Genomic DNA, 23396 nt, shown 5'->3' on the forward strand with positions numbered 1-23396 from the left:
AAATTCTCCTCAGACATCTTGCCGAGAAAATTCTACTAATGAAGACCCTTAATTTCAGGGGGGATTACCGGGGGACGCGCCTGTTGCCATGCCCTTGCTCTCATCCCTGCCACCCAGTCGCCTATGCGCTGCAGATACCGCTTATGACAGCAATGCCCTGCGCTCCTTCCTTATCGCGCGAGGCACCGAGCCGGTGATCCCCAACAATCCAACCCGAAAGAATATCCAGCCCTTCGATGCCCAGGCATACAAGCGCAGAAACATCATCGAGCGCACATTCTGCCGCCTCAAGGACTGGAGACGCATTGCCACAAGATATGACAAGCTTGCAGTCAACTTCGCAGCAACATGCTACTTGGCCGCTATCTGCATATGGTGGTCATGATTGAGTCTCGACCCTAGTGCATTAGTCCTGCTAAGCAATTGAAATTATTAATTAATGAAAACATTGATGGTGCCCAGGGACGGAATTGAACCGCCGACACTGCGATTTTCAGTCGCATGCTCTACCAACTGAGCTACCTGGGCCTGTCTCGAAGAAGCCGGTTTCCCCGACCCCGGCAGGTGCTTGAAACACCCTGAGAACGGCTGGGTTATAGCACGGGATTTTCCGCTGTCCAGCCGCCTTGAACGAATTCTCTACGCTTTTATGTCAAAGTCTGTTTCGCCAAACGCAAGAACCTGTTTCAGAATAAAAATTTCAATCCTTTTTCTCAAAATGGCCGCCAAAAGCCAGTCGCATGGCTGAAAGCAGCTTGTCGCCATAGGTGGAGTGGCCTTGCGAGGAAAAGCGACTGTAAAGTGCCGAAGACAGAACGGGCGCCGGCACACCGGTGTCGATGGCTGCTTTCACTGTCCAGCGGCCTTCGCCCGAATCCGAGACACGGCCACCGAATTGCGACAGCGATGGATCATCGGCAAGGGCGTCAGCGGTCAGGTCAAGCAGCCAGGAGGTGATGACCGAGCCGTGCCGCCATACTTGTGCGACCTGTGCGACATCCATATCAAACTGGTAATAGTGCGGTTCGGCAAGCGGGGTGGTTTCAGCGTCCGCTTCGCGCTCCTGCTTGCCGGAATTGGCGGCTTTCAAAATGTTGAAACCTTCCGCATAGGCCGCCATCATGCCGTATTCGATGCCGTTATGGACCATTTTGACGTAATGGCCAGCTCCGCTTGGGCCGCAATGCAGATAACCGCGCTGGACAGTGCCGGAAGCATTTTCATCGCCACCGGGGGCAAGAGCTGCAAAAACCGGGTCCAGCTCACGGACAGATTGATCCGGTCCGCCGATCATCAGGCAATAGCCGCGCTCCAGTCCATGCACGCCGCCGCTGGTGCCAACATCAACAAAATTGATGCCTTTGGCTGAAAGCTCTGCGCCCAGATCGACCGCATCGCGATAGTTGGAGTTACCGCCATCAATGATGGTGTCGCCAGGCTCCATCAGCGCGGCAAGTTGTTTGACCACTCCTCCGGTTATGGCGGCAGGCAGCATCAGCCAGATGTGACGGGGCTTGTTCAGTTTTTCGACCAGTTCTTGCATGGAGGAAGCGCCGGTTGCGCCTTCGCTTACAAGCGCAGCAATATTTTTGGGGTCAATATCGTAGACGACACATTCATGACCGGCGCGCATCAGCCTGCGCACCATATTGCCACCCATCCGGCCAAGGCCCATCATTGCGATTTGCATGGTCACTGTCCTTTCGTGATGCTGCCGGCAAAGTCGTGCCGGACAGATTCAGGTTCTTGCCTATTTTCGCCGCAGTGCTTCAGTAAGGGCTGCACCCAGCGCACCTTGCGAGGAAGCCTCTTGCACGGGTTTGTTTGGCGCTGGCTTTTTGAAGTTACGTGCAGCGCGCTGGCCAGTATTTTCAGGCTGACGCCGTTCCGGCTGCGTGGTGCCCCCATCCTTGCTCATGGAAAGGCCGATGCGCTTGCGCTTCACGTCAATCTCGACCACGCGCACCTTGACCACATCACCGGCCTTCACCACCTCGTGGGGGTCTTTTATAAAACGGTCGGCCAGTTGCGAGACATGCACCAGCCCATCCTGATGCACGCCAATATCGACAAAGGCGCCAAAGGCGGCGACATTGGTCACAGTGCCTTCCAGTATCATGCCGGGCTTAAGGTCCTTGATGTCGTCAACGCCGTCAGCAAAACTTGCCGTGCGAAAGCTCGGGCGCGGGTCGCGGCCCGGCTTTTCAAGTTCGGCAATAATATCACGCACGGTGGGCAGGCCAAAGCGTTCATCGGTGAACAGGCGTGCGTCAAGCGCCTTCAATGCGGCGCTGTCATTCATCAAGGCGCGTACATCACGGCCACAGGCGGCAACGATTTTTTTGGCGACTGAATAGGCTTCAGGGTGAACGGCAGAGGCGTCGAGCGGTTCTGCCCCGTCGGCAATGCGCAAAAAACCGGCGCATTGCTCAAAAGCGCGGGGGCCAAGGCGTGCGACCTTGAGCAGCTCCTTGCGCGTAGAAAAAGGTCCGTTGAGATCGCGGTGCAGCACAATGGCTTGCGCCAGTGAGGCGCCAAGGCCCGATACCCGCGCCAGAAGCGGGGCGGATGCGGTGTTGAGATCAACACCAACGGCGTTCACTGCATCTTCAACCACGGCATCGAGCGCTCTGGCCAGCCGGAACTGGTCCACATCATGCTGATATTGGCCGACACCAATGGATTTAGGCTCGATCTTGACCAGTTCCGCCAGTGGATCTTGCAGGCGGCGGGCAATGGAGACAGCCCCGCGCAGCGATACATCCAGATCAGGAAATTCAGCGGCGGCGGCTGGAGAGGCCGAATAGACGGAAGCGCCAGCTTCAGAGACAATCACCTTGGTAGGTTTGGGGGCAGAGCCTGAAGAGGGCCCTGAAACTGATATGTCGGCAAGCAGGTCCGCCACCATCCGTTCCGTTTCGCGGCTGGCTGTGCCATTGCCGATGGCAATCAGCTCTACCCGATGCTGGCGGATCAGCGCTGATAATTCAGCTTGTGCACCGCGCAGATCATTGCGTGGCTGGAACGGATAGACCGTGCTGGTGGCCAGAAGTTTTCCGGTGCCGTCAATCACGGCAACCTTGACGCCGGTGCGGATACCCGGGTCAAGCCCCATGGTGGGGCGCGAACCGGCGGGAGCGGCCAGCAAAAGGTCTTTCAAATTGCGGCCAAAGACATGGATGGCGGCGTCTTCGGCGCGCTCACGCAGATCACGCATGAGGTCGAGCGAAAGATGCAGCGACAATTTCACCCGCCATGTCCAGTGAGCGACTTCCGCCAGCCATAAATTGCCGGGCAGGGTGTGAGCGATTGCATAGGCGTTACAAATCATACGCACCGCAGGGGGCATGGGAGAAGGATCGTCGGCATCAACCTCAATGTCGAGGGCAAGCACCTCTTCATTGCGCCCGCGCAGCATGGCCAGCGCCCGGTGGCTGGGCACAGCTGACCAGCGCTCGAAATGGTCAAAATAGTCGGAAAATTTTGCCCCTTCTTCCTGCTTGCCATCCACCACGCGTGCACGCAGCACAGCGTGTTCATGCATATGGTTGCGCAAGCGGCCAACAAGATCGGCGTTTTCTGAAAAATTCTCGGCAATAATGTCGCGCGCCCCCTCAAGGGCGGCTTTGACATCCGCCACCTCATCATTGATGTAGGCCAAAGCCAGATCGGCAGGCACAAGAGAGCGGTTGGCAAGGATGGCTTCAGCCAGGCCCCCAAGGCCACGCTCACGGGCAATTTCCGCCTTGGTGCGCCGTTTGGGCTTATAGGGCAGGTAAATATCTTCCAGTTCTGCCTTGGTGGCGGCAGCAATGATTTTTTCTTCCAGTTCCGGTGTCAGCTTGCCCTGTTCACGGATGGAGGATGTGATGGTGTTGCGGCGCGCATCCATGTCACGCAAATAGGAAAGCCGCTCAGACAGCGTGCGCAGTTGCGTGTCATCCAGCCCGCCGGTGGCTTCCTTGCGGTAGCGGGCGATGAAGGGCACGGTGGCTCCCCCGTCCAGCAGGGTGATTGCGGCGGCAGCCTGATCTGGCCGTGCGTTGATCTCGGCGGAAATAATCGCTGCAATATGCTTGATGTCGGTGTTCATGCCTGTCCTGGAATCATCAATTTGCTGTAACTATAAAACATGCTCCGCCAAAGCATGCGCTGATTTCGGTGGCTGACCTTAATTGCGGCGTAGCGCGCAAAAATAAAACCCGTCGGTTCCGCTGCGCGCCGGGGAAAGTGAAATACCTGTGCCGATGCGTACACGATTTTCATGGCCGGGAAAATGCTGGCTCCATAATGCTGCATGATCTTCTGGGTGGAAATCGGGCGTACGAGCAAGAAAGGCTTTTATCTGGTTTTCATTTTCATCCGGGAAAATAGAGCAGGTGACATAGGCAAGCAGTCCACCGGATTTTACGTAATTGGCGGCAATATCGAGAATGCCAGCCTGATCGGCAAGGCGGGCATCAAGTTGCTGGCGGGTGAGACGCCATTTGGTGTCGGGGCGTCGCCGCCAGGTGCCTGACCCGGTACAGGGCGCATCAACCAGCACAAGGTCCATGCGATTTTCCAGCGGGCCAAGGCCGCTGGCTCCGGCTGCGATTTGTATATTGCGGCTCCCGGCACGTTTTATGCGCTCGGCTATTGGAGCAAGGCGGGCCGGCAGGGCATCATGGGCAAAAATCTGACCCTGATTATCCATCATGGCTGACAAGGTCAGCGACTTGCCGCCAGCACCGGCACAATAGTCCAGAACCTGCATGCCGGGACGAACCACGGTAAGCTCGGCGACAATCTGTGAGCCTTCATCCTGAACTTCAAAACGGCCTGTGGCAAAAGCCTTGCCTGTCTGCACATTGGGATGGCGGCCACTGCCTTCAATCGGCGGTATGCGAATACCATGCGGCGCAATTTCAGTTTTGGCAGCTTGTGTGGCCAAAAGCTCTGTCAGCAGGGTGTCACGCTTGCCTTTCAGCAGATTGGTGCGCAAATCAAGTGGTGGGCGGCTGGCAAGGGCAGCGCCTTCTTCTGCCCAGTCCTTGCCATAGCTCGATTGCAAAAGCGGGATACACCAGTCAGGGCAGTTGGCGCGTGCTTCGTTTGGCATGTTGGCCGCAAGGCGCTCATGCAGGGTTTGCAATTCACTTTCAGAAAGCAGCGGGGGGGCGAATTTATCACCATCAAGCAGGGCATTGATGGTTTCAGGCGTCTTGCCCCATTCCAGCAACAATGCGCCAAAGGCAAGCGCTCTGGGCGTATCTGAGGCAAACAGCCAGCCAGATGAGCGTTTGTGGCGCAAGGCGTCATAGACGATGTTGCCTATGGCGGCCCGGTCGCTGCCACCGGCAAAGCGGTGGGTGCGACCCCAGTCGCGCAGCGCTTCGGCAGCCGGTCTTTGCCGCGTTTCAATATCTGCCAGCACTTCCATGGCTGCGGCCAGCCTACCGCCCATCCGCATTATAGGATCCTGTTCATGGTTGATGGCCGCCCTGGACGGAACCATATGCAGTCTGCATTGAAAAACGTGGGGTGGATCAATCGTTTACATTACGCCGACCGGTCATTTCTTCAATGATGATGCGATAAAAAACATGAGGGGTACGCCCTTCTGCTGCCGGTTTCAACCCGCCGGGTTCCCACCAGTTGGCGTGTTGGCTCAAGAGTGACCAGGCCCGGTCACGCGCCCGCTTCCAGCCGATACGATCAGGCAGTTCCTCAAAACGGCCATTCACTACAACGCTGCGCCACAGGCCGTTTTCACCGGCCACGTCAGCTTGCAGGCATATAAGCGGGTTGGCCCGCATCCAGTCAATTTTCTGACCGGTGAGCGAAAAACTGTAGAGATAGTCGCCATCAAGCACAAAGGTGATCGGCACCACATAGGGCTGCCCCTCCCGGCAGCAGGCGAGGGACCCAACCCTTTGTGAGCCAAGCAGTTCCAGACATTCAGGCCGCGTCATTTCCGTGATAATCATGCGTTTTCCCTGTCAAACTGTCGGCAGTGTAACCGCAATGACATCAGCGCACCACCAGCACCGGAATTTTTGCTCTCGAAACCACTTCCGCCGTCTGGCTGCCCAGCAAAACCCGGTTCATGCCGGTGCGGCCATGTGAAGACATGACGATGAGGCTGCACTCCTGTTCAGTAGCAGCCTCGCACAGTGCCGCAGCGGCCAGCCGCCATGGAATATGAATGGTTTCAATCGGGATGCCGAGCGCTTGAGCCTTGCTGCGGATCGGGTCCAGAATCTGCCGGGCGTTTTGGGCCTGTTCCTCATCGAAGGCTTTGATCTCGGCCTCGTCTGGTGACCATAAATCAGAGGCGAAGGCAAATTGGCCACCCATTGGCTGGGTCACCGTGATTGCGGTCACCTTGCTGGCATGTTTTTTCGCCAGTTCCAGAGCATGGTCCACACCGGCCATTGCCGCTGCTGAACCGTCGCTGGGCACCAGAATATGCTTATACATTGCCCGCCTGTTCTGAAGTTTTGAGTGCGGAACCAGCGAACCATGATGGGCAGCTACAGACAAGCAGCAACTTGTCGCGGGAGACAGGCTTTAAGCCAAAATTCGCTCATAGCGGGTGAGGCTGACATAGCGCTTGCGTGGACCCGACACCCGCCAGATTTCCGCCCAGAAATCAGGATTGCGAAACATGAAACGGCCATCATAAAGATCATCGCTGCACTGATGGATCACCCGCTGGTCGGCCAGAAGCCCAAGTCGTATAAAATCGCGGCCATCAAAAAAGCGTATATCAACGCCTGTGTCATCCATGGCCAGCAGATAAACCCGCTTTGCCTCCAGTAAACCCTGCTTGCCGCAGAGATTGCCGGTTTCGATAATCGAACCGGTTTCAATATGCGCTTGCCCGTTAAACTGGAGGCTTGTCCGGTTCAGATGGTCGATCAGCCGCCGCTGTACTTTCCAAAGCCCGATGAAGCACGAAGCTGGCAATGGCGGGTTCACGGACGGGGATATGTTTACGGGCGAGTGACTTTTGTGCATCCAGTTGGGAACAGGAAAGCCCTTATTTTTCGGCAAAGGAATCGAAAAAAACCTTCATGCGGCTGAAAAACCCGTTTGATTGCGGTGAGTTTTCCTGTGAGGAAATCTGCTCGAATTCCTCCAGCAATTCGCGCTGGCGCTTGGTCAGGCTTTGCGGGGTTTCCACGGCTGTCTGAATATAAAGATCGCCCGTTTGCGGTTGGCGCAGCACTGGCATGCCCTTGCCCTTGAGGCGGAACTGGCGGCCATTTTGCGTGCCTTCCGGCACTTTCACACGGCTTTGGGTGCCATCCAGCGTGGTGACCTCGAAGGAGCCGCCAAGCGCTGCCGTGGTCATGGAGATAGGCACCTTGCAATAAAGGTCGGCCCCGTCGCGCTGGAAAAATTCATGCGGCTTGACCGAAAGGAAGATATAAAGATCGCCGGAAGGGCCACCACGCAGGCCAGCCTCGCCTTCGCCTGTCAGCCTGATGCGGGTGCCGTCATCAATACCAGCGGGGATATTGACCGAAAGTGCGCGCTCTTCAGTGACCCGGCCCTGGCCTGCACATTTGCCGCAAGGGTCGTTGATCGTCTGGCCGCGTCCCTGACATTGCGGACAGGCGCGCTCGATGGAAAAAAACCCTTGCGAGGCCCGCACCTTGCCGTGACCGGCGCACATGGTGCAGGTGACAGGCTGGGTGCCGGGCCTGGCGCCCGAACCGGAACATTCGTCACAGGATATTGAGGCCGGGACATGAATTTGCGCGGTTTTCCCGGCAAAAGCCTCTTCCAGCGAAATTTCCATATTGTAGCGCAAATCTGCGCCGCGTTCGCGCCCGCCTGAAGAGCGGCGACGTCCGCCGCCCATCATGTCGCCAAAAATATCTTCAAAAATATCGGAAAAGCCACCGGCGGAAAAACCGTGGCCTGCCCCATTATTCATGCCGCCATTTTCAAAGGCTGCATGGCCAAAACGGTCATAGGCGGCCCGCTTTTGCGGGTCCTTGAGGCATTCATAAGCCTCGTTGATTTCCTTGAACCGGCTTTCGCAGGCATCGTCGCCCGGATTGCGGTCGGGGTGGAACTGCATGGCGAGCTTGCGAAATGCGCTCTTGAGTTCCTTTTCATCCGCACTGCGGCTTACGCCCAGTGTTTCGTAGAAATCAACCTTCATGGAAAGTCTGCCCTGCCTCTGTGCCCGATGGCTCCAAATCGGCCCGCACGGCCATTTCGCTGGTCTGTCCGAACAGTGGTCTTTGATTTAGGTATTGTTCAAGTCCCATGCCAGAGCCTCATGCCAAAATCGCTAAAGGGCAGGGCGCATTTGGGGGCTTAAAATTGCAGAAAAGCCCGGTCAGGACCGGGCTTTTCCTGTTTTTGCCAAATATCAGGCCGACTTCTTGTCGTCGTCCTCGTCGATTTCTTCAAAATCGGCGTCAACGACATCGCCATCTCTGGCGGCGTCTGCCTGCGCATCCGCCTCAGCCGCTTCCTGCTGCGAGGCCTCATACATGGCCTGACCAAGCTTCATGGCCACTTCGGTCAGGGTCTGGGTCTTGGCCTCGATGTCAGCCACATCCTCGCCTTCGGCCGCTGTTTTAAGGGCGGCAATGGCCTCGGAAATAGCGGTGCGGTCAGCCTCAGATACCTTGTCGCCATACTCCTTCAGCGATTTTTCGCTGGAGTGGGCAAGCGATTCGGCCTGATTGCGGGCTTCAACCAGCGCCTTGCGCTGCTTGTCGGCTTCGGCATTGGCTTCCGCGTCCTTGACCATCTTTTCGATGTCAGCATCAGACAGGCCGCCAGAGGCCTGAATGCGGATCTGGTGCTCCTTGCCGGTGCCCTTGTCCTTGGCCGAGACATTGACAATGCCGTTGGCGTCGATGTCGAAGGTAACCTCGATCTGCGGTACACCGCGTGGAGCTGGCGGAATGCCGACCAGATCGAACTGGCCCAGCATCTTGTTGTCGGCCGCCATTTCGCGCTCACCTTGAGATACCCGGATGGTCACGGCGTTCTGGTTGTCTTCAGCGGTCGAAAAGGTCTGGCTCTTCTTGGTGGGAATGGTGGTGTTGCGCTCGATGAGGCGGGTAAACACACCCCCCAGCGTTTCAATGCCCAGCGACAGCGGGGTCACATCAAGCAGCAGCACGTCCTTGACATCGCCCTGAAGCACACCGGCCTGAATGGCCGCACCCATGGCGACAACCTCATCAGGGTTGACACCCTTATGCGGTTCCTTGCCGAAGAACTGCTTCACCACTTCCTGAATCTTGGGCATGCGGGTCATGCCGCCGACCAGAACCACCTCGTCGATCTCGGCAGCCTTCAAGCCCGCATCCTTGAGCGCCGCCTTGCAGGGCTCGATGGTGCGCTGGACGAAATCGTCGACCAGTTGCTCGAACTTGGCGCGGGTCAGCTTCAGGGTCAGGTGCTTGGGGCCGCTTGCATCAGCGGTGATGAAGGGCAGGTTGATCTCGGTCTGCGTGGTGGACGACAGCTCGATCTTGGCCTTTTCAGCCGCTTCCTTCAGGCGCTGAAGGGCCAGCTTGTCATTGCGCAGGTCAATGCCCTGTTCCTTCTTGAACTCGTCGGCCAAATATTCGACCAGCCGCATGTCAAAATCTTCACCGCCAAGGAAGGTGTCGCCATTGGTGGATTTGACCTCAAACACACCATCGCCGATTTCCAGAACGGAAATATCGAAGGTGCCACCGCCAAGGTCATAAACGGCAATGGTCTTGCCGTCGCGCTTGTCGAGGCCATAGGCAAGGGCAGCCGCGGTCGGCTCATTGATGATGCGCAGCACTTCCAGACCGGCAATCCGGCCGGCATCCTTGGTGGCCTGACGCTGGGCGTCGTTGAAATAGGCCGGAACGGTAATCACAGCCTGTTCGACACTCTCGCCCAGATAGGCTTCAGCCGTTTCCTTCATCTTTTGCAGGATCATGGCCGAAATCTGCGACGGCGACTGCTTCTTGCCATCAGCTTCAACCCAGGCATCGCCATTGTCGCCCTTGACGATCTTGTAAGGGACGAGCTTCTTGTCTTTTTCGGTGACCGGATCGTCATAGCGGCGGCCGATCAGGCGCTTGACTGCAAAAACAGTGTTTTCAGGATTGGTGACGGCCTGGCGCTTGGCGGGCTGGCCGACCAGACGTTCATCGTCCGCCGCAAAGGCGACGATGGAAGGCGTGGTGCGCGCGCCTTCTGCGTTTTCAATTACCTTTGCATCCTTGCCGTCCATGACGGCGACGCAGGAATTGGTGGTTCCAAGGTCGATGCCGATTACTTTAGCCATTTGTTTCGTCTCTCCTTCAAGCAGGCTTTCAAGGACCCTGTCAGGCGTTCCGGTGAAAGCCCCTGTACACAAGAATTTCCGACCGCACAGTCAGTGATGAACTGCCCGTCCGGATCTGCGGCGTATATAAGAACAGGCTTCACATGGTGCAAGCGTTGCGATGCGCAAGGGCGAAAGTCTTTGTGGGTGTGGCGCAAACTTGCATAAAAACGGCTGTTTTTACGGAAAAATTTGACCTGTGCGTCACGCCCGCATAGAGCAGGGCAGGTTGGCTTTGATGCCGACTTGCCAACAAGATCAAGGGTCGGCTTTGATGCCGACTTTACCAACAGGACCAGCAACATGGCCGCAAACGATAGTCTCGACCTCAACCCGGAACTTCTCGCTGCTGCAGGCGAAAACACAGCCTGGCCGTTTGAGGAAGCGAAAAAAATCGTTGCCCGCTATGCAAAAACCGGGCTGCCGCAAACTGTTTTGTTCGAGACCGGCTATGGCCCTTCGGGTCTGCCCCATATCGGCACTTTCGGGGAAGTGGCCCGCACCACCATGGTGCGCCATGCCTTTCGCATTTTGACGCAGGATAAGGTCAAGACGCGGCTTCTGGTGTTTTCCGACGATATGGACGGGATGCGCAAGATCCCCGACAATGTGCCTGATCGCGCTTTTCTTGAGCCGCATCTGCACAAGCCGCTGACATCGGTGCCCAATCCGTTCGGCGGCGATTATGCCAGTTTTGGTGATCACAACAATGCAATGCTGCGCCGCTTCCTCGACACGTTCGGCTTTGACTATGAATTTGCCAGCGCCACCGATTATTACCGGCAGGGCCGTTTTGACGCGACACTTTTGCGCGCCGCCGAATGTTTTGATGACATCATGAAAGTGATGCTGCCCACATTGGGTGAGGAGCGGCAGGCGACCTACAGCCCCTTCCTGCCGATTTCACCAAAGTCTGGCCGGGTGCTTTATGTGCCGATGAAGCATGTCGATGCCAAAGCAGGCACCATCACCTTTGATGATGAAGATGGCGAAGAGACCACGCTGCCGGTAACTGGCGGGGCGGTAAAGCTGCAATGGAAGCCGGATTTTGGCATGCGCTGGGCAGCGCTCAATGTCGATTTTGAGATGTTTGGCAAGGATCACCAGACCAATGCGCCGATCTATGACCGCATCTGCGAAATTCTGGGTGGCCGGGCGCCGGAACATTTTGTCTATGAACTGTTCCTCGATGAGACCGGCCAGAAAATTTCCAAGTCGAAGGGCAATGGCCTGACCATTGATGAATGGCTGACCTATGCACCGACCGAAAGCCTGGCGCTTTATATGTTCCAGAAGCCGCGTGTGGCCAAAAAACTCTATTTCGACGTTATTCCACGCGCTGTCGATGAATATTACCAGTTCCTGTCTGCCTATCCGAAGCAGGACTGGAAAAACCGTCTTGGCAATCCGGTCTGGCATATTCATGATGGCAATCCGCCTGCTATTGACCTGCCGGTGCCCTTTGCGCTGCTGCTTAATCTGGTCAGTGTGTCCAACGCCCAGAACAAGGATGTTTTATGGGGGTTCATCTCGCGCTATGCGTCGGGTGTAACACCTGAAACCCATCCCGAGCTTGACCGGTTGACGGGCTATGCGATCCGCTATTTCGACGATTTCGTAAAGCCTTCAAAAGTCTATCGCGCAGCAGACGACGTGGAGCGCGAGGCGCTGGCGCAACTGGCGCAAGGTCTGGCCGAATTGCCCGAAACTGCCGATGGCGGTGTTATTCAGAATGCGGCACTTAATGTGGCGCGCGCGATCGAGCGCTATCAGGATCATACGAAAAAAAGCCCGGAAGGTGGTCCCGGTGTTTCGGTTGCCTTTTTCCAGATGCTCTATCAGGTCTTGCTTGGGCAGGAGCGGGGGCCGCGCTTTGGCTCTTTTGCCGCCCTTTACGGCATTGCTGAAACGCGCGCGCTGATTAAAAAAGCGCTTGAAGGCGAACTGACACAGTAGCTTCTAAAGCATTTTGCAGCCAGATGGAATCATCTGGCGTCGCATAAATGCAGCTAAAACATGAGCTTAGAGCATTTCATCCGTTTTTCGTAAAAACAAGAAATGCTCTATTGGCTGGCCCAGATAATGCGCGCCATCCACTCCATGTCCTGAACCGGAATTTCGTGATCCTCATGTTCAGGATTGAGTGAGAGCAGTGTGATCATTTCGGCTGTCTGGCGCTCGAGTATCTTGGCCATGACCTCGCCGGAGGTGGTTTTGACCACCACCCGGTCGCCCTTGCGGATTGTAGCGCCCGGTTCCACGACCAGCACATCGCCATCGCGATAAAGCGGCAGCATGGAATCGCCTTGCACCTTCAGCGCATAGGCATGAGTCCCAGCCGGGCCGGGCAGTTCAATCAACTCCCAGCCATGGCCGGCAGGAAAGCCGGCATCATCAAAAAAACCACCGGCGCCGGCTTGTGCAAAGCCGACCAGCGGCACGGCAGTGCGGTTTTCTGGTTTTGTACGGGGAGGGTTGGTTTCGCCGCCAATCAGCGCCATAAATTCATCAAGCGATGATCCGGTTGCTTCAATGATCTTGGCTAGTGATTCGGTCGAGGGCCAGCGCGGCCGCCCATCAGAAGACAGGCGCTTGGATTTGTTGAAGGCGGTTGAATCAAGACCGGCGCGCCGGGCAAGGCCGGAGGCGGAAAGGCAATGGCGCGCAGCCAGCGCGTCTATGGCTGCCCATATACGGTCATGCGAGAGCATGTGTTTGAAGTCTCCCACAAATGCAGTCAGACAGGAAAAAATACCTCTAGAGCATTTTGCAGCCAGATGGAAATATCTGACGCGGCGCAAATGCGGCTAAAATGAACAATTGGAGCGTTACGTGCGGTTCCAGCACGACAAGAAATGCGCAGGCGGTATTTTGGGCGGCATTTCTTGTGGCAGCACGCATTGGCAGGAAGGGGCAATTTGCCTATATCTCGGCCTCCTGTTTTGGAGACCTGCCTCATGTCGCTCAAGATCGCCGTCCAGATGGACCATATCTCCACCGTGTCGATTGCCGGTGACACCAGTTTTGCGCTGTCGCTGGAAGCACAAAGGCGCGGCCACCGGCTTTATCATTATACGCCCGACCGGCTTTCCATGCTGGATGGAAAAGTGTTTGCCCGCCTTGAAGATATGACGGTGCGTGACGAAAAGGGCAATCATTATGATCTGGGCGAGGAGGTGCGCACCGATCTGTCGGAAATGGATGTCATCCTGCTGCGCCAGGACCCGCCCTTTGACATGAATTATATCACCACCACCCATATGCTGGAGCGTATTCACCCCAAAACCCTGGTGGTCAATGACCCGGCCTGGGTGCGCAACAGCCCCGAAAAAATTTTTGTCATGGAATTTGCCGGTTTGATGCCTGAAACGCTGATTACCAGAGATCCGCAGGAAGTGGCGGCTTTCCGCCGCGCCCATGGCGATGTCATCATCAAGCCGCTTTATGGCAATGGCGGTGCGGGCATTTTTCATCTGCGCGATGATGACCAGAACTTGTCATCGCTGCTGGAAATGTTTTTGCAGATGTTTCGTGAGCCTTTTATCGTCCAGCGCTATCTGAAAGATGTGCGCAAGGGCGACAAGCGCATCATTTTGATTGATGGCAAGCCGGTGGGGGCCATCAACCGGGTGCCGGCTGAAAATGAATCGCGCTCCAACATGCATGTCGGTGGTCGGGCCGAAAAGACCGAATTAACAGCGCGTGAGCATGAAATCTGTGAAGCAATCGGCCCTTCGCTGCGTGAGCGCGGCTTTATTCTGGTCGGCATTGATGTGATCGGTGATTATATGACCGAGATCAATGTCACCTCGCCAACCGGCATTCGGGAGGTGCAGCGCTTTGGCGGGGCTGATATTGCCGCCCTGTTCTGGGACAGCGTCGAGGCAAAACGCGCCTGATCCTGAGGGCTTTACTCGAAGGAAATGGCCTGAAGCGCTGATCCATTGCGCTTCAGCCATGCCTTGCAGCGCTCGGTGTCGGGGCATAATTGCCCGCATAATTCCCAGAATTTCGGACCATGGTTCATTTCGCGCAGATGTGCCACCTCATGGGCCACAAGATAGTCGATGACCGGGCGCGGGGCCATCATGATGCGCCAGGAAAAAGAAAGTGTGCCCTCAGATGTGCACGACCCCCAGCGGCTTGATGTATCCTTGAAGCGGATTGCCTTTGCCTTGCGGCCAATGGTTTTTGTGTGTTTTTCAACCAGCGGGCCGATTTCTTTGCGGGCTTCACGCTTGAGGAAATCGGCAACCCGCCGGGGCAGATGGGCAAGCTCGCCATAAACAATGATGACGGGACCATGCTCGTCCTTGCCGATCGTGACGGTGCCGCGTTTTCCCGGCTCATGAATGATCGTGTGTGGCAGGCCGCGCAACGGCAGTTTGATACCGGGGCGCAGCTTTGGCTGGTCTGGCAGTTTTGCAATTTTTTCTTCCAGCCAGCCTTGGTGACGGGTCAGAAATCGGTCGATTTCACCGCTGCGAAGACCCGGCGGTATGGTGATGCGCAAGCCTTGCCCGCCTGTGTCGATGCGCAAGGTCAAGCGGCGTGCGCGCTTGTTTTCGACAATGCGCAGCGGCAGGGTGCGTCCTGCAACCTCATGTTCACGCAATTGGGTGGCTTGCGGTGCAGGCTTTGCTGTTTTGCCGAGATTACGAAAAAAACTGATGGACATGGCTGCCATCATAGACGATTCGCCAGCCTGTCGAGGCCAAGCACAATCATTCCCGCCACCAGCCCCCAGAAGGCAGAGCCAATGCCAAGCAAGACAAGGCCCGAGGCGGTGACGGCAAAGGTGACGGTGGCTGCCATGCGGTCTTCATCCTTTTGCAAGGCGATGGAAAGCGCATTGGTCAGCGGTCCAAGCAGCGCCAGTCCGGCAGCCAGCACAATCAGGCTTTGCGGCAATACGGCAAAGATCGCCACAAGTGAGGCGCCAAAACTGGCAAGGACAAGATAGGCCAGCGCATAAAAAGGGCCGGTTTTCCAGCGTTCGGAAGGGTCTGGATGAACGTCAGGCCCGGTGCAGATGGCCGCTGAAATGGCTGCAAGATTGGTGGTTGAAGCGCCCAATGGGGCACTTAGCAGCGAGAAAAATCCGGTAACGCCAATCAGTGGCGCAGGGTCCGGCTCATAGCCCGAAGCGCGCAGCACCGCCAGTCCCGACAGGTTTTGCGAGGCCATGGTGACCAGATAAAGCGGCAGCGCAAGGCCAATGGCGGCCCCGATTGAAAATTCAGGCCAGATCAGGCTCAGCGTTGACAGTTCGGGAGCAGGAAGCGCGCCCACACGCCCGGTCAGCATGGCGGCAGCGCCGCCGCCGATCAGCACTGCAAGCACCGAGATGGCCGGATTGATCAGCCGCAGCACGAAGAAGGCAGCAATCAGGGGCACGATCAGCCATGGGTCGAGCGGAATTGTTCTGGCGGCCTCCATGGCGAAAATGACAACAATGCCAGCCAGCATTCCCGAGGCGATGGAGGCAGGAATGCGCGAGATCAGCACGGTCAGGGGACGAAACAGGGCGGTCAGTGTCAGCAAGAAGCCAGTGATGAGAAAAGCGCCGACGGCCTCGCCCATGGAAAAACCGCTGGAGGCGGCAATCAGCGCCACACCCGGTGTTGACCAGGCGGCAATGACCGGCATTCTGGTGCGCCATGAAAGCCAGGCGCTCTCAATGGCGATAGCCAGGCACAGGGCTGTCACCCAGCTTGCCGTTTGCAACTGGGTTGCACCCACTGCGGTGGCGGCTGCAATGACGATGGCTAGCGTTCCGCCAAAGCCGACAATGGCGGCGACAAAAGCCGATACAGGAATGGAAAGACGCATTTGCCGCAGACTTTACTGGCTGGCTTGTGCGGTCATGCCGCTCAATGTTGCAATCAGCAGGTCAAGATCTTGCTGGCGTGACAGGCGGTGGTCACCATCCGGGATCATGGACAAGGTGACATCATCGGCAGGCAGCAGGCTGACCAGCTTGAGGGCATGGGTGTGGGGCACGGATTCATCCTGCATTCCCTGCAGAATATGAACAGGGCAATGGGTGTCGAGGAGGCCGGTCATGACCAGATTGTCGCGCCCGTCCTCAATCAGGGCGCGCGTATAGATATAAGGCTCATTCACATAGTCGGAAGGGATTTGAAAATACCCTTGAGCGGCCAGTTCCTCATGTTGTTGCTGCGTGAGTGCAGGCTCTACCAGTTCAGCGGTAAAGTCGGGGGCAGGCGCAATCAGCACGACCCCCTTGACCCGGCTTTCACCGGCCTTGAGCAATTCCTGCACCATGCGCAGCGCCACCCACCCGCCCATGGAAGAGCCGACCAGAATTTGGTTCCCGCGTGTATGGCGGGCAAAGACGGCCAGACTTTCACGCAGCCATTTTGAAATTGTGCCGTCTTCAAATTTTCCGCCTGATTCCCCATGGCCGGAATAGTCATGGCGCACAAAGGCGCGGCCCTGACTGGCTGACCACTGGGCCAGCGCTTCGGCCTTGCTGCCCAGCATGTCGGATTTGTAACCACCCAGCCACATCACGCCGGGCGCATCGCCTTCCTGACGGCGGACCGCAATCTGTATGCCGTCGACATCCAGATATTCGACTTGCGATGCGATCATGATATGCTCCTGTTCAAATAATGTGCCGGGGTATGCTTGGCCGAGGTGTGCCTGGCTGCCGGGAGGCTTTGCTGCAATTTGTCGAATTGTGGCAGGCTGCGTCAATGGATTGTGGTGATTTTCTTTGATCGCTGTGTTATTGACATCGCACGGGCGCTTCCCACATGAGCGCCTGTGGTTTCGCTATATCAATTATTTGAGGAGAATACGACCATTCGCAGACCTTTCAGAGCAGCAGCGCCCACCAAGGAAGGGCCGCGCGCAAATCGGGACATCAAGGTTCCCCGCGTCCAGCTTATCGACGCTGATGGCAATAATCATGGCGAGATTGATACGGAAGAAGCCCTTCAGATTGCAGAAGAGGCGGGGCTGGACCTTGTTGAAATTTCTCCCAACGCCAATCCGCCAGTCGCCAAGATTCTCGATCTGGGCAAGCTGAAATACGCCACCCAGAAAAAGGCAGCCGAAGCGCGCAAGAACCAGAAGGTCGTCGAGATCAAGGAAGTCAAGATGCGCCCCAACATCGATGACCATGATTATGAGGTCAAGATGCGCGCCGCTCGCCGCTTTTTTGAAGATGGTGACAAGGTCAAGGTCACGCTGCGTTTTCGCGGTCGTGAAATGGCCCATATGGAGCTTGGCATGCAGCTTCTCAACCGGGTGCGCGAGGAAACCGCGGAAATTGCCAAGGTGGAGGCCGAGCCCAAGCTGGAAGGTCGCCAGATGATGATGGTGCTGGCCCCGCGTTAACGCATGATCCCAAAAAGTTGCAGACTTTTTGGATAAGATCATGCGTCAAAGCAAGAGCCTGGCTCATGATCCCAAAAAGTTGCAGGTTTTTCGGACAAGATCATGCGTCAAAGCAAGAGCCTGGCTCATGATCCCAAAAAGTTGCAGGTTTTTCGGACAAGGTCATGCGTCAAAGCAAGAGCCTGGCTCATGATCTTAGAAAAGTTGCAGGTTTTTCGGACAAGGTCATGTGTCAAAACAACAGCCCGGCGGTCAGCATTTTGCCGGTTCTGGTCACCGTACCATAAGAAGGCTTGAGGTGTGTCCTCTAAAGCGTGTCGCAATCTTTCAGATTCACGCGACCCGCTTTAAGCCTTTATTTTTACGCATGTCTTTATCCCGAAACTGGTTCTTAAGTCTCGGGAGACAGGCTTTAACTGTTGCGCTTTGGCCTGCTTTGCCGTATAGACCCGCCGTTGATAAAAAAACCGCCCGGCAGGGCATGCCGTGGCGGTTTTAATTGCTTTCCAGACTTTGGTCGGTCTGGAACAAAATAAAGGGCGTATGCGCCCGATGAAGGAGATCAAGCAAAATGCCCAAGATGAAGACCAAATCCTCCGCCAAGAAGCGGTTCAAGATCACCGGCACTGGCAAGGTCATGGCCGCTGCTGCCGGCAAGCGCCATGGCATGATCAAGCGTTCCAACAAGTTCATTCGCGATGCTCGCGGCACCATGGTTCTTGCAGAGCCTGATGCCAGGGTTGTCATCAAGAATTTTCTGCCAAATGGCGGCGGCATCTGAGCCGGTTGGAACGATTTAAGGAGATCATGACATGCGTGTGAAAAGAGGCCCTGCTGGCCATGCCAGGCACAAGAAGGTTCTGAAAGCCGCCAAGGGCTTTTATGGCCGTCGCAAGAACACCATTCGCATCGCCAAACAGGCGGTTGAGAAGTCGCTGCAATATGCTTATCGCGACCGCAAGGCCCGCAAGCGCAATTTCCGCGCTCTGTGGATCCAGCGCATCAACGCCGCCACGCGCGAGCACGGCCTGACCTATGGCCGTTTCATTGACGGCCTCAACAAGGCTGGCATCGAGATTGACCGCAAGGTTTTGTCCGACATGGCCATTCATGAGCCGCAGGCTTTTGCTGTATTGGTGGCAAAGTCGAAGGCGGCGCTGGAATATCTGAAGGATACCACGCCCAACGCTTTTGAAAGCGCTGTCGTTTAAGCCAGCGTTTTCCCGAAGTTTTTTATACTGACAATTTGGGAAACCCGCGCTGGCAGGCTGGCGCGGGTTTTCTTATGGAACAATATGAGCAAGGATGTAACAGATAGCAGCAGGGACATGCGCGCTGCCGAAGGGGTGGATGCACAATTGCGTCTGCTGGCGATGAATGCGCGTCTGCGTATTTCGCAAGAGTATCTTGAGAAAAAACCTGTCTGGATCAAGCGCTATGATGTGGAGCGTCGGCCTTTGGGCAAAGTGCTGCACAGTGTGTTTTCACCACTCTTGCCGGTTTTTCTGAAGTCTTCGCATCCTGCTCCTGGTGTGCTTGGCGCTGAGCGCGAAAAGCGCAAAATAAATCTGTTTGCTGCTGCTGGTCTGCCGGTGGTGCAGGTCTTGTTTGGCGAGGGTGCGGTTTTAATTTTTTCCGATGCCGGTGAGGTGGCGCAAAAGCGCCTTGACGCCTTGCGCAGCATCAGTCCGGCTGAACATGACAAATTGCTGGTCAGGCTTGCGCAAGGGTTGGGACAGGCTCATCATGCCGGGCTTTGCCATGGCAGGCCGCATCCACGCGATATGTTTGTGCAAGACAGCCATGTCGGGTTTCTGGATTTTGAGGAAGAGCCGGAAGCGGTGATGCCGCTTGCCATGGCGCAGGCGCGTGATCTGTGGTTGTTGTTCTTGCAAATTTGCACCCGCGCCATCTCGCCTGAGACGCCTGTTCAGGCTTTTGCCGCCTATCGTGCCATTGCTCCTGCCTGTGTGATGGCGCATCTGGCGCGTCTGGTCAGGTTTTTTCACCACGCATTGTTGCCCTTGCGCTTGCTGCCGCAAAAAATGCTGGGCAAGGATGGGCTTTATGCGGTGCAGGCCACTTCTTTTTTAAAAACAGCGCTTGATGCTATCCCCGCATCTGCGTCTTCGCTTCATGCCACCGGCCATGAGCGGCCAAGAGGATAATCATGACGGATATTGACCAACTCGAACGAGCGCTATTGGAAACAATTGCCGGTGCCGATGATGAAGCGGCACTGGAAGCGGTCCGTGTTTCGGCGCTGGGCAAGAAAGGTTCGATTTCTGAACTTTTAAAAACGCTGGGGGGCATGACCCCTGATGAGCGGCAGGTGAAGGGACCGGTTATTAACGGGCTGAAAACCCGTATCACCGAAGCGCTTGCTAGCCGCCGCGCTGACTTGCGTGATGTGGCTGTTTCTGCGCGGCTTGCGGCTGAAAAGGTCGATGTGACCTTGCCCGTACGCAGTTCACCGGCCGAGCGTGGCCGCATCCACCCCATCAGTCAGGTGATTGACGAGATTGCCGCAATCTTTGGTGATCTCGGCTTTGCCATTGCCGAAGGGCCGGATATCGAGACTGACTATTATAATTTCACCGCGCTGAATTTCCCTGAAGGGCACCCGGCACGTGAAATGCATGACACATTCTTCTTTTCGCCGGATGAGAAGGGCGAGCGCAAGGTTTTGCGCACCCACACCTCTCCGGTGCAGATTCGCACCATGGAGCAGCAAAAGCCGCCAATCCGCATCGTTATTCCGGGCAAGACCTACCGGCAGGATTCGGACGCCACCCATTCGCCGATGTTCCATCAGGTCGAGGGGCTGGTGATCGACAAGACAGCTAATGTGGCCAATATGAAATGGGTGCTGGAAGAGTTCTGCAAGGCTTTCTTTGAGGTGCCTTCAGTCAAGATGCGCTTTCGTCCCAGCTTCTTTCCTTTCACTGAACCGTCATTGGAAGTGGACATTCAGTGCGACCGCTCACGTCCCGGTGAAGTGCGTTTTGGCCAAGGCAATGACTGGTTGGAAATCCTTGGCTGCGGCATGGTTCACCCCAATGTCATGCGCGCGGGGGGGCTTGATCCTGATGAATATCAGGGCTTTGCCTGGGGCATGGGCATCGACCGCATCGCCATGCTGAAATACGGAATGCCGGACCTGCGCGCCTTTTTCGATGCGGATGTGCGCTGGCTGCAACATTATGGTTTCCGCCCGCTCGACATGCCGACCCTGTTCGGCGGATTGAGCAACTGAGCAGGCAGGAAGGAACAGACATATGAAATTCACCCTCTCCTGGCTGAAAGAGCATCTTGAGACCGAGGCTTCGCTGGACGAAATCGTCGAACGCCTGACCGCCATCGGGCTTGAAGTCGAATCTGTCGATGACAAGTCTTCACTCAAACCCTTTGTCATTGCCAAGGTGCTGAGCGCTGAACAGCATCCGGATGCTGACCGGCTGCGTGTCTTGTCCGTCGATACTGGATCGGGTTCTGCCCCCATTCAGGTGGTGTGTGGCGCGCCCAATGCGCGGGCTGGTCTGGTTGGGGCATTTGCTGCCCCCGGCGCCTATGTGCCCGGCATTGATGTGACGCTTTCGGTCGGCAAGATCAGAGGCGTTGAAAGCCATGGCATGATGTGCTCGGAGCGCGAATTGCAGCTTTCTGACGAGCATGACGGCATTATCGATCTGCCATCTGACGCACCGGTTGGCACTTCTTTTGCCAGTTGGGCCGGGCTGGATGATCCGGTCATCGAAATCGGCCTGACCCCCAATCGTCCCGATGCCACGGGTGTATACGGCATTGCCCGTGATCTTGCCGCTTCCGGCCTTGGGACGCTGAAAACCGCCCCGATCGAGCCGATTGAACCGGTTGTGGGCGAGGGGGATGCTTCGATCAGGCTGACGATCGAAGCGCCTGAGCTTTGCCCCGGTTTTGCGCTGCGCCTTGTGCGCGGGGTTAAAAACGGCCCTTCGCCGAAATGGATGCAGCAGCGGCTGATTGCCATTGGTCTGCGCCCCATCAATGCGCTGGTCGATATTACCAACTATGTCACTTTCGATCAGGGGCGGCCATTGCATGTGTTTGATGCGGCAAAGGTTTCCGGCAATCTTGTGGTGCGTCGGGCCAAAGCGGGCGAGACGGTGCTGGCGCTGGACGGGCGCGACTATGAACTGACCAGCGATATGTGTGTCATTGCCGATGACAAGGGCGTGGAATCGATTGCCGGTGTCATGGGCGGTGAACTGTCCGGCTGTGATGAAAATACCCGAGATGTGCTGATTGAATCGGCGCTGTGGGATGCGCTCAACATTGCCCGCACCGGCCGCACACTGGGCATCATCACCGATGCGCGCTATCGTTTTGAGCGCGGTGTCGATCCTGAATTCATGGTGCCGGGGCTGGAACTGGCCACCCGCATGGTGATGGAACTGTGCGGGGGCGAGCCAGGCGAGGCGCAGGTGGTCGGCTATGCTGGCCATGCACCCAAAGTGGTCTCCTTCCCGCTTTCGGAAGTCAAACGCCTGACCGGCCTTGATGTGGCTGGGCAAGAGAGCCTGTCGATTCTTGCCCGCCTTGGTTTCAAGCCGCAGGGCAGTGGCGATGTGGTGGATGTCGAGGTGCCCTCATGGCGGCCCGATATTGACGGCAAGGCCGATCTGGTTGAAGAGGTGATGCGCATTCATGGCGTTGACGAGATCACTTCTAAGCCGCTGTCCAGCCATGATGCCGTCAATGGCAAGATTTTGACAACCTTGCAGATCCGCAGCCGATTTGCCCGCCGGGCGCTGGCGGTGCGCGGTATGCTGGAAGCGGTTACATGGTCATTCATTCCGGCAAAACACGCTGAACTGTTTGGCGGCGGGCAAGACGCATTGAAACTGTCCAATCCGATTGCTGCCGACATGTCGGATATGCGCCCCTCGCTGTTGCCCGGCCTGATTGCCGCTGCCCAGCGCAATGCAGATCGTGGCATGGGTGATGTCGCCCTGTTTGAGGTTTCGGGCACCTATGAGGGGGATACGCCTGACAGGCAGCGCCGTGTGGCCGGTGGCGTCCGCCGTGGCACGGCAACGCTTGCGGGGTCGGGCCGCCACTGGAGCGGCAACGCGGCCAGTGTCAGCGTCTATGACGCCAAGGCGGATGCCATTGCCGTTCTGGAAGCCTGTGGTGCGCCGGTGGATCGTTTGCAGATCGAGGCGGCGGCGCCTGACTGGTATCATCCGGGTCGCTCGGGCGTCATCAAGCTTGGCCCCAAAGTGGTGCTTGGTCATTTTGGCGAGTTTCATCCAAAGACGCTGGAAGCTCTTGATGCCAGTGGGCCATTGGCCGGTTTTGAGGTGTTTGTGGATGCTATTCCTGAAGCCAAGGCAAAGCCAACCCGCACCAAGCCGAAGCTGGAGCTTTCGGCTTTTCAGGCGGTCAAGCGTGACTTTGCTTTTGTGGTCGACAAGACGGTGGCGGCAGGTGCGCTGGTGAGAGCCGCCCTTGGCGCGGATAAAAAGCTGCTTGCCGATGTCGGCGTCTTTGATGTGTTTGAAGGGGCTGCCCTTGGCGAAGGCAAGAAATCCATCGCCATTGAAGTCACCATCCAGCCAATTGAAAAAACGCTGACCGATGAGGATTTTGAAGGATTGGCCAGCCGCATCACCGAAAATGTGAAGAAGCAGACGGGCGGTGTGTTGCGCGGCTGATCTGTCTT

The 23396-nt window shown here is 56.7% G+C and carries 20 protein-coding genes, 1 tRNA gene and 1 pseudogene; 9 read left to right on the top strand and 13 right to left on the bottom strand.

What is annotated here, in order from left to right:
- Positions 1–82: 82 nt before the first annotated feature.
- A pseudogene (locus ACFPLB_RS07630) lies at positions 83–385 on the top strand (transposase); the annotation flags it as partial.
- A 67-nt stretch (positions 386–452) separates the two neighbouring features.
- Here the strand turns inward: ACFPLB_RS07630 and ACFPLB_RS07635 are convergent.
- From ACFPLB_RS07635 to dnaK, 9 genes are all read right to left on the bottom strand, one after another.
- Positions 453–528: transfer RNA gene (locus ACFPLB_RS07635), tRNA-Phe, on the bottom strand.
- Positions 529–700: 172 nt separating this feature from the next.
- Complete coding sequence (gene gnd, locus ACFPLB_RS07640; protein WP_378228769.1) at positions 701–1690, bottom strand: phosphogluconate dehydrogenase (NAD(+)-dependent, decarboxylating); 990 nt, start codon at positions 1688–1690, stop codon at positions 701–703.
- A 60-nt stretch (positions 1691–1750) separates the two neighbouring features.
- Positions 1751–4093 carry a Tex family protein gene (locus tag ACFPLB_RS07645; protein WP_378228770.1) on the bottom strand — a complete coding sequence of 781 codons (2343 nt, stop codon included), beginning with the start codon at positions 4091–4093 and terminating at the stop codon, positions 1751–1753.
- Between the two features lie 78 nt (positions 4094–4171).
- Entirely contained in the window at positions 4172–5452 is a 1281-nt protein-coding gene (locus tag ACFPLB_RS07650; protein WP_378228771.1) for an RsmB/NOP family class I SAM-dependent RNA methyltransferase, read from the bottom strand.
- A gap of 76 nt (positions 5453–5528) precedes the next feature.
- Positions 5529–5969, bottom strand: a complete 441-nt coding sequence (locus ACFPLB_RS07655) for a pyridoxamine 5'-phosphate oxidase family protein (protein ID WP_378228772.1) — start codon at positions 5967–5969, stop codon at positions 5529–5531.
- A 43-nt stretch (positions 5970–6012) separates the two neighbouring features.
- Positions 6013–6462 carry a universal stress protein gene (locus ACFPLB_RS07660; protein WP_378228773.1) on the bottom strand — a complete coding sequence of 150 codons (450 nt, stop codon included), beginning with the start codon at positions 6460–6462 and terminating at the stop codon, positions 6013–6015.
- Positions 6463–6552: 90 nt separating this feature from the next.
- Positions 6553–6963, bottom strand: coding sequence for a DUF6314 family protein (locus ACFPLB_RS07665; protein ID WP_378228774.1), 411 nt, complete (start codon positions 6961–6963; stop codon positions 6553–6555).
- 61 nt (positions 6964–7024) lie between these two features.
- A complete protein-coding gene (gene dnaJ, locus ACFPLB_RS07670) occupies positions 7025–8158 on the bottom strand; it encodes a molecular chaperone DnaJ (protein WP_378228775.1) in 1134 nt (377 codons plus the stop codon).
- Positions 8159–8371: 213 nt separating this feature from the next.
- The gene (dnaK, locus tag ACFPLB_RS07675) at positions 8372–10285 is read right to left on the bottom strand and encodes a molecular chaperone DnaK (protein ID WP_378228776.1); all 1914 of its coding nucleotides are present in this window, start codon (positions 10283–10285) and stop codon (positions 8372–8374) included.
- Positions 10286–10627: 342 nt separating this feature from the next.
- Between dnaK and ACFPLB_RS07680 the strand changes: the two genes are divergently transcribed.
- Positions 10628–12280, top strand: coding sequence for a lysine--tRNA ligase (locus ACFPLB_RS07680; RefSeq protein ID WP_378228777.1), 1653 nt, complete (start codon positions 10628–10630; stop codon positions 12278–12280).
- A 107-nt stretch (positions 12281–12387) separates the two neighbouring features.
- On the opposite strand, the gene ACFPLB_RS07685 is transcribed toward ACFPLB_RS07680, so the two are convergent.
- Complete coding sequence (locus ACFPLB_RS07685; RefSeq protein WP_378228778.1) at positions 12388–13035, bottom strand: S24 family peptidase; 648 nt, start codon at positions 13033–13035, stop codon at positions 12388–12390.
- A 246-nt stretch (positions 13036–13281) separates the two neighbouring features.
- Between ACFPLB_RS07685 and gshB the strand changes: the two genes are divergently transcribed.
- Positions 13282–14223, top strand: a complete 942-nt coding sequence (gshB, locus tag ACFPLB_RS07690; protein ID WP_378228779.1) for a glutathione synthase — start codon at positions 13282–13284, stop codon at positions 14221–14223.
- Positions 14224–14234: 11 nt separating this feature from the next.
- On the opposite strand, the gene ACFPLB_RS07695 is transcribed toward gshB, so the two are convergent.
- The 3 genes from ACFPLB_RS07695 to ACFPLB_RS07705 are packed head-to-tail and all read right to left on the bottom strand — an operon-like array spanning position 14235 to position 16942.
- Complete coding sequence (locus ACFPLB_RS07695; RefSeq protein ID WP_378228780.1) at positions 14235–15002, bottom strand: M48 family metallopeptidase; 768 nt, start codon at positions 15000–15002, stop codon at positions 14235–14237.
- Between the two features lie 8 nt (positions 15003–15010).
- Complete coding sequence (locus tag ACFPLB_RS07700) at positions 15011–16156, bottom strand: benzoate/H(+) symporter BenE family transporter (protein WP_378228781.1); 1146 nt, start codon at positions 16154–16156, stop codon at positions 15011–15013.
- Positions 16157–16168: 12 nt separating this feature from the next.
- Entirely contained in the window at positions 16169–16942 is a 774-nt protein-coding gene (locus ACFPLB_RS07705; protein WP_378228782.1) for an alpha/beta hydrolase, read from the bottom strand.
- 213 nt (positions 16943–17155) lie between these two features.
- On the opposite strand from ACFPLB_RS07705, the gene infC reads away from it, so the two are divergent.
- The 6 genes from infC to pheT all read left to right on the top strand — a co-directional run bounded on the left by infC (position 17156) and on the right by pheT (position 23388).
- Positions 17156–17692: a translation initiation factor IF-3 gene (gene infC, locus ACFPLB_RS07710; RefSeq protein WP_378228869.1), complete on the top strand. Its 537-nt coding sequence runs from the start codon at positions 17156–17158 to the stop codon at positions 17690–17692.
- Between the two features lie 571 nt (positions 17693–18263).
- Positions 18264–18473, top strand: coding sequence for a 50S ribosomal protein L35 (gene rpmI / locus ACFPLB_RS07715; RefSeq protein WP_378228783.1), 210 nt, complete (start codon positions 18264–18266; stop codon positions 18471–18473).
- 31 nt (positions 18474–18504) lie between these two features.
- Positions 18505–18903, top strand: a complete 399-nt coding sequence (gene rplT / locus ACFPLB_RS07720; protein ID WP_378228784.1) for a 50S ribosomal protein L20 — start codon at positions 18505–18507, stop codon at positions 18901–18903.
- Positions 18904–18987: 84 nt separating this feature from the next.
- The gene (locus ACFPLB_RS07725; RefSeq protein ID WP_378228785.1) at positions 18988–19860 is read left to right on the top strand and encodes a BUD32 family EKC/KEOPS complex subunit; all 873 of its coding nucleotides are present in this window, start codon (positions 18988–18990) and stop codon (positions 19858–19860) included.
- Positions 19861–19862: 2 nt separating this feature from the next.
- Complete coding sequence (gene pheS, locus ACFPLB_RS07730; RefSeq protein WP_378228786.1) at positions 19863–20948, top strand: phenylalanine--tRNA ligase subunit alpha; 1086 nt, start codon at positions 19863–19865, stop codon at positions 20946–20948.
- Between the two features lie 22 nt (positions 20949–20970).
- Positions 20971–23388, top strand: coding sequence for a phenylalanine--tRNA ligase subunit beta (pheT, locus tag ACFPLB_RS07735; RefSeq protein WP_378228787.1), 2418 nt, complete (start codon positions 20971–20973; stop codon positions 23386–23388).
- Positions 23389–23396: the final 8 nt, after the last annotated feature.

The organism is Aquamicrobium segne, from assembly GCF_042656785.1.
Classification (GTDB): domain Bacteria; phylum Pseudomonadota; class Alphaproteobacteria; order Rhizobiales; family Rhizobiaceae; genus Mesorhizobium; species Mesorhizobium segne.

Coding starts and splice junctions, on each gene's coding strand:
- rpmI (WP_378228783.1), top strand. CDS start 18,264: ATGCCCAAGATGAAGACCAAATCCTCCGCCAAGAAGCGGTTCAAGATC.
- pheS (WP_378228786.1), top strand. CDS start 19,863: ATGACGGATATTGACCAACTCGAACGAGCGCTATTGGAAACAATTGCC.
- dnaJ (WP_378228775.1), bottom strand. CDS start 8,158: ATGAAGGTTGATTTCTACGAAACACTGGGCGTAAGCCGCAGTGCGGAT.
- gnd (WP_378228769.1), bottom strand. CDS start 1,690: ATGCAAATCGCAATGATGGGCCTTGGCCGGATGGGTGGCAATATGGTG.
- dnaK (WP_378228776.1), bottom strand. CDS start 10,285: ATGGCTAAAGTAATCGGCATCGACCTTGGAACCACCAATTCCTGCGTC.
- ACFPLB_RS07685 (WP_378228778.1), bottom strand. CDS start 13,035: ATGCTCTCGCATGACCGTATATGGGCAGCCATAGACGCGCTGGCTGCG.
- ACFPLB_RS07680 (WP_378228777.1), top strand. CDS start 10,628: ATGGCCGCAAACGATAGTCTCGACCTCAACCCGGAACTTCTCGCTGCT.
- ACFPLB_RS07725 (WP_378228785.1), top strand. CDS start 18,988: ATGAGCAAGGATGTAACAGATAGCAGCAGGGACATGCGCGCTGCCGAA.
- ACFPLB_RS07695 (WP_378228780.1), bottom strand. CDS start 15,002: ATGTCCATCAGTTTTTTTCGTAATCTCGGCAAAACAGCAAAGCCTGCA.
- ACFPLB_RS07700 (WP_378228781.1), bottom strand. CDS start 16,156: ATGCGTCTTTCCATTCCTGTATCGGCTTTTGTCGCCGCCATTGTCGGC.
- ACFPLB_RS07645 (WP_378228770.1), bottom strand. CDS start 4,093: ATGAACACCGACATCAAGCATATTGCAGCGATTATTTCCGCCGAGATC.
- rplT (WP_378228784.1), top strand. CDS start 18,505: ATGCGTGTGAAAAGAGGCCCTGCTGGCCATGCCAGGCACAAGAAGGTT.
- ACFPLB_RS07705 (WP_378228782.1), bottom strand. CDS start 16,942: ATGATCGCATCGCAAGTCGAATATCTGGATGTCGACGGCATACAGATT.
- ACFPLB_RS07655 (WP_378228772.1), bottom strand. CDS start 5,969: ATGATTATCACGGAAATGACGCGGCCTGAATGTCTGGAACTGCTTGGC.
- ACFPLB_RS07650 (WP_378228771.1), bottom strand. CDS start 5,452: ATGCGGATGGGCGGTAGGCTGGCCGCAGCCATGGAAGTGCTGGCAGAT.
- gshB (WP_378228779.1), top strand. CDS start 13,282: ATGTCGCTCAAGATCGCCGTCCAGATGGACCATATCTCCACCGTGTCG.
- pheT (WP_378228787.1), top strand. CDS start 20,971: ATGAAATTCACCCTCTCCTGGCTGAAAGAGCATCTTGAGACCGAGGCT.
- ACFPLB_RS07660 (WP_378228773.1), bottom strand. CDS start 6,462: ATGTATAAGCATATTCTGGTGCCCAGCGACGGTTCAGCAGCGGCAATG.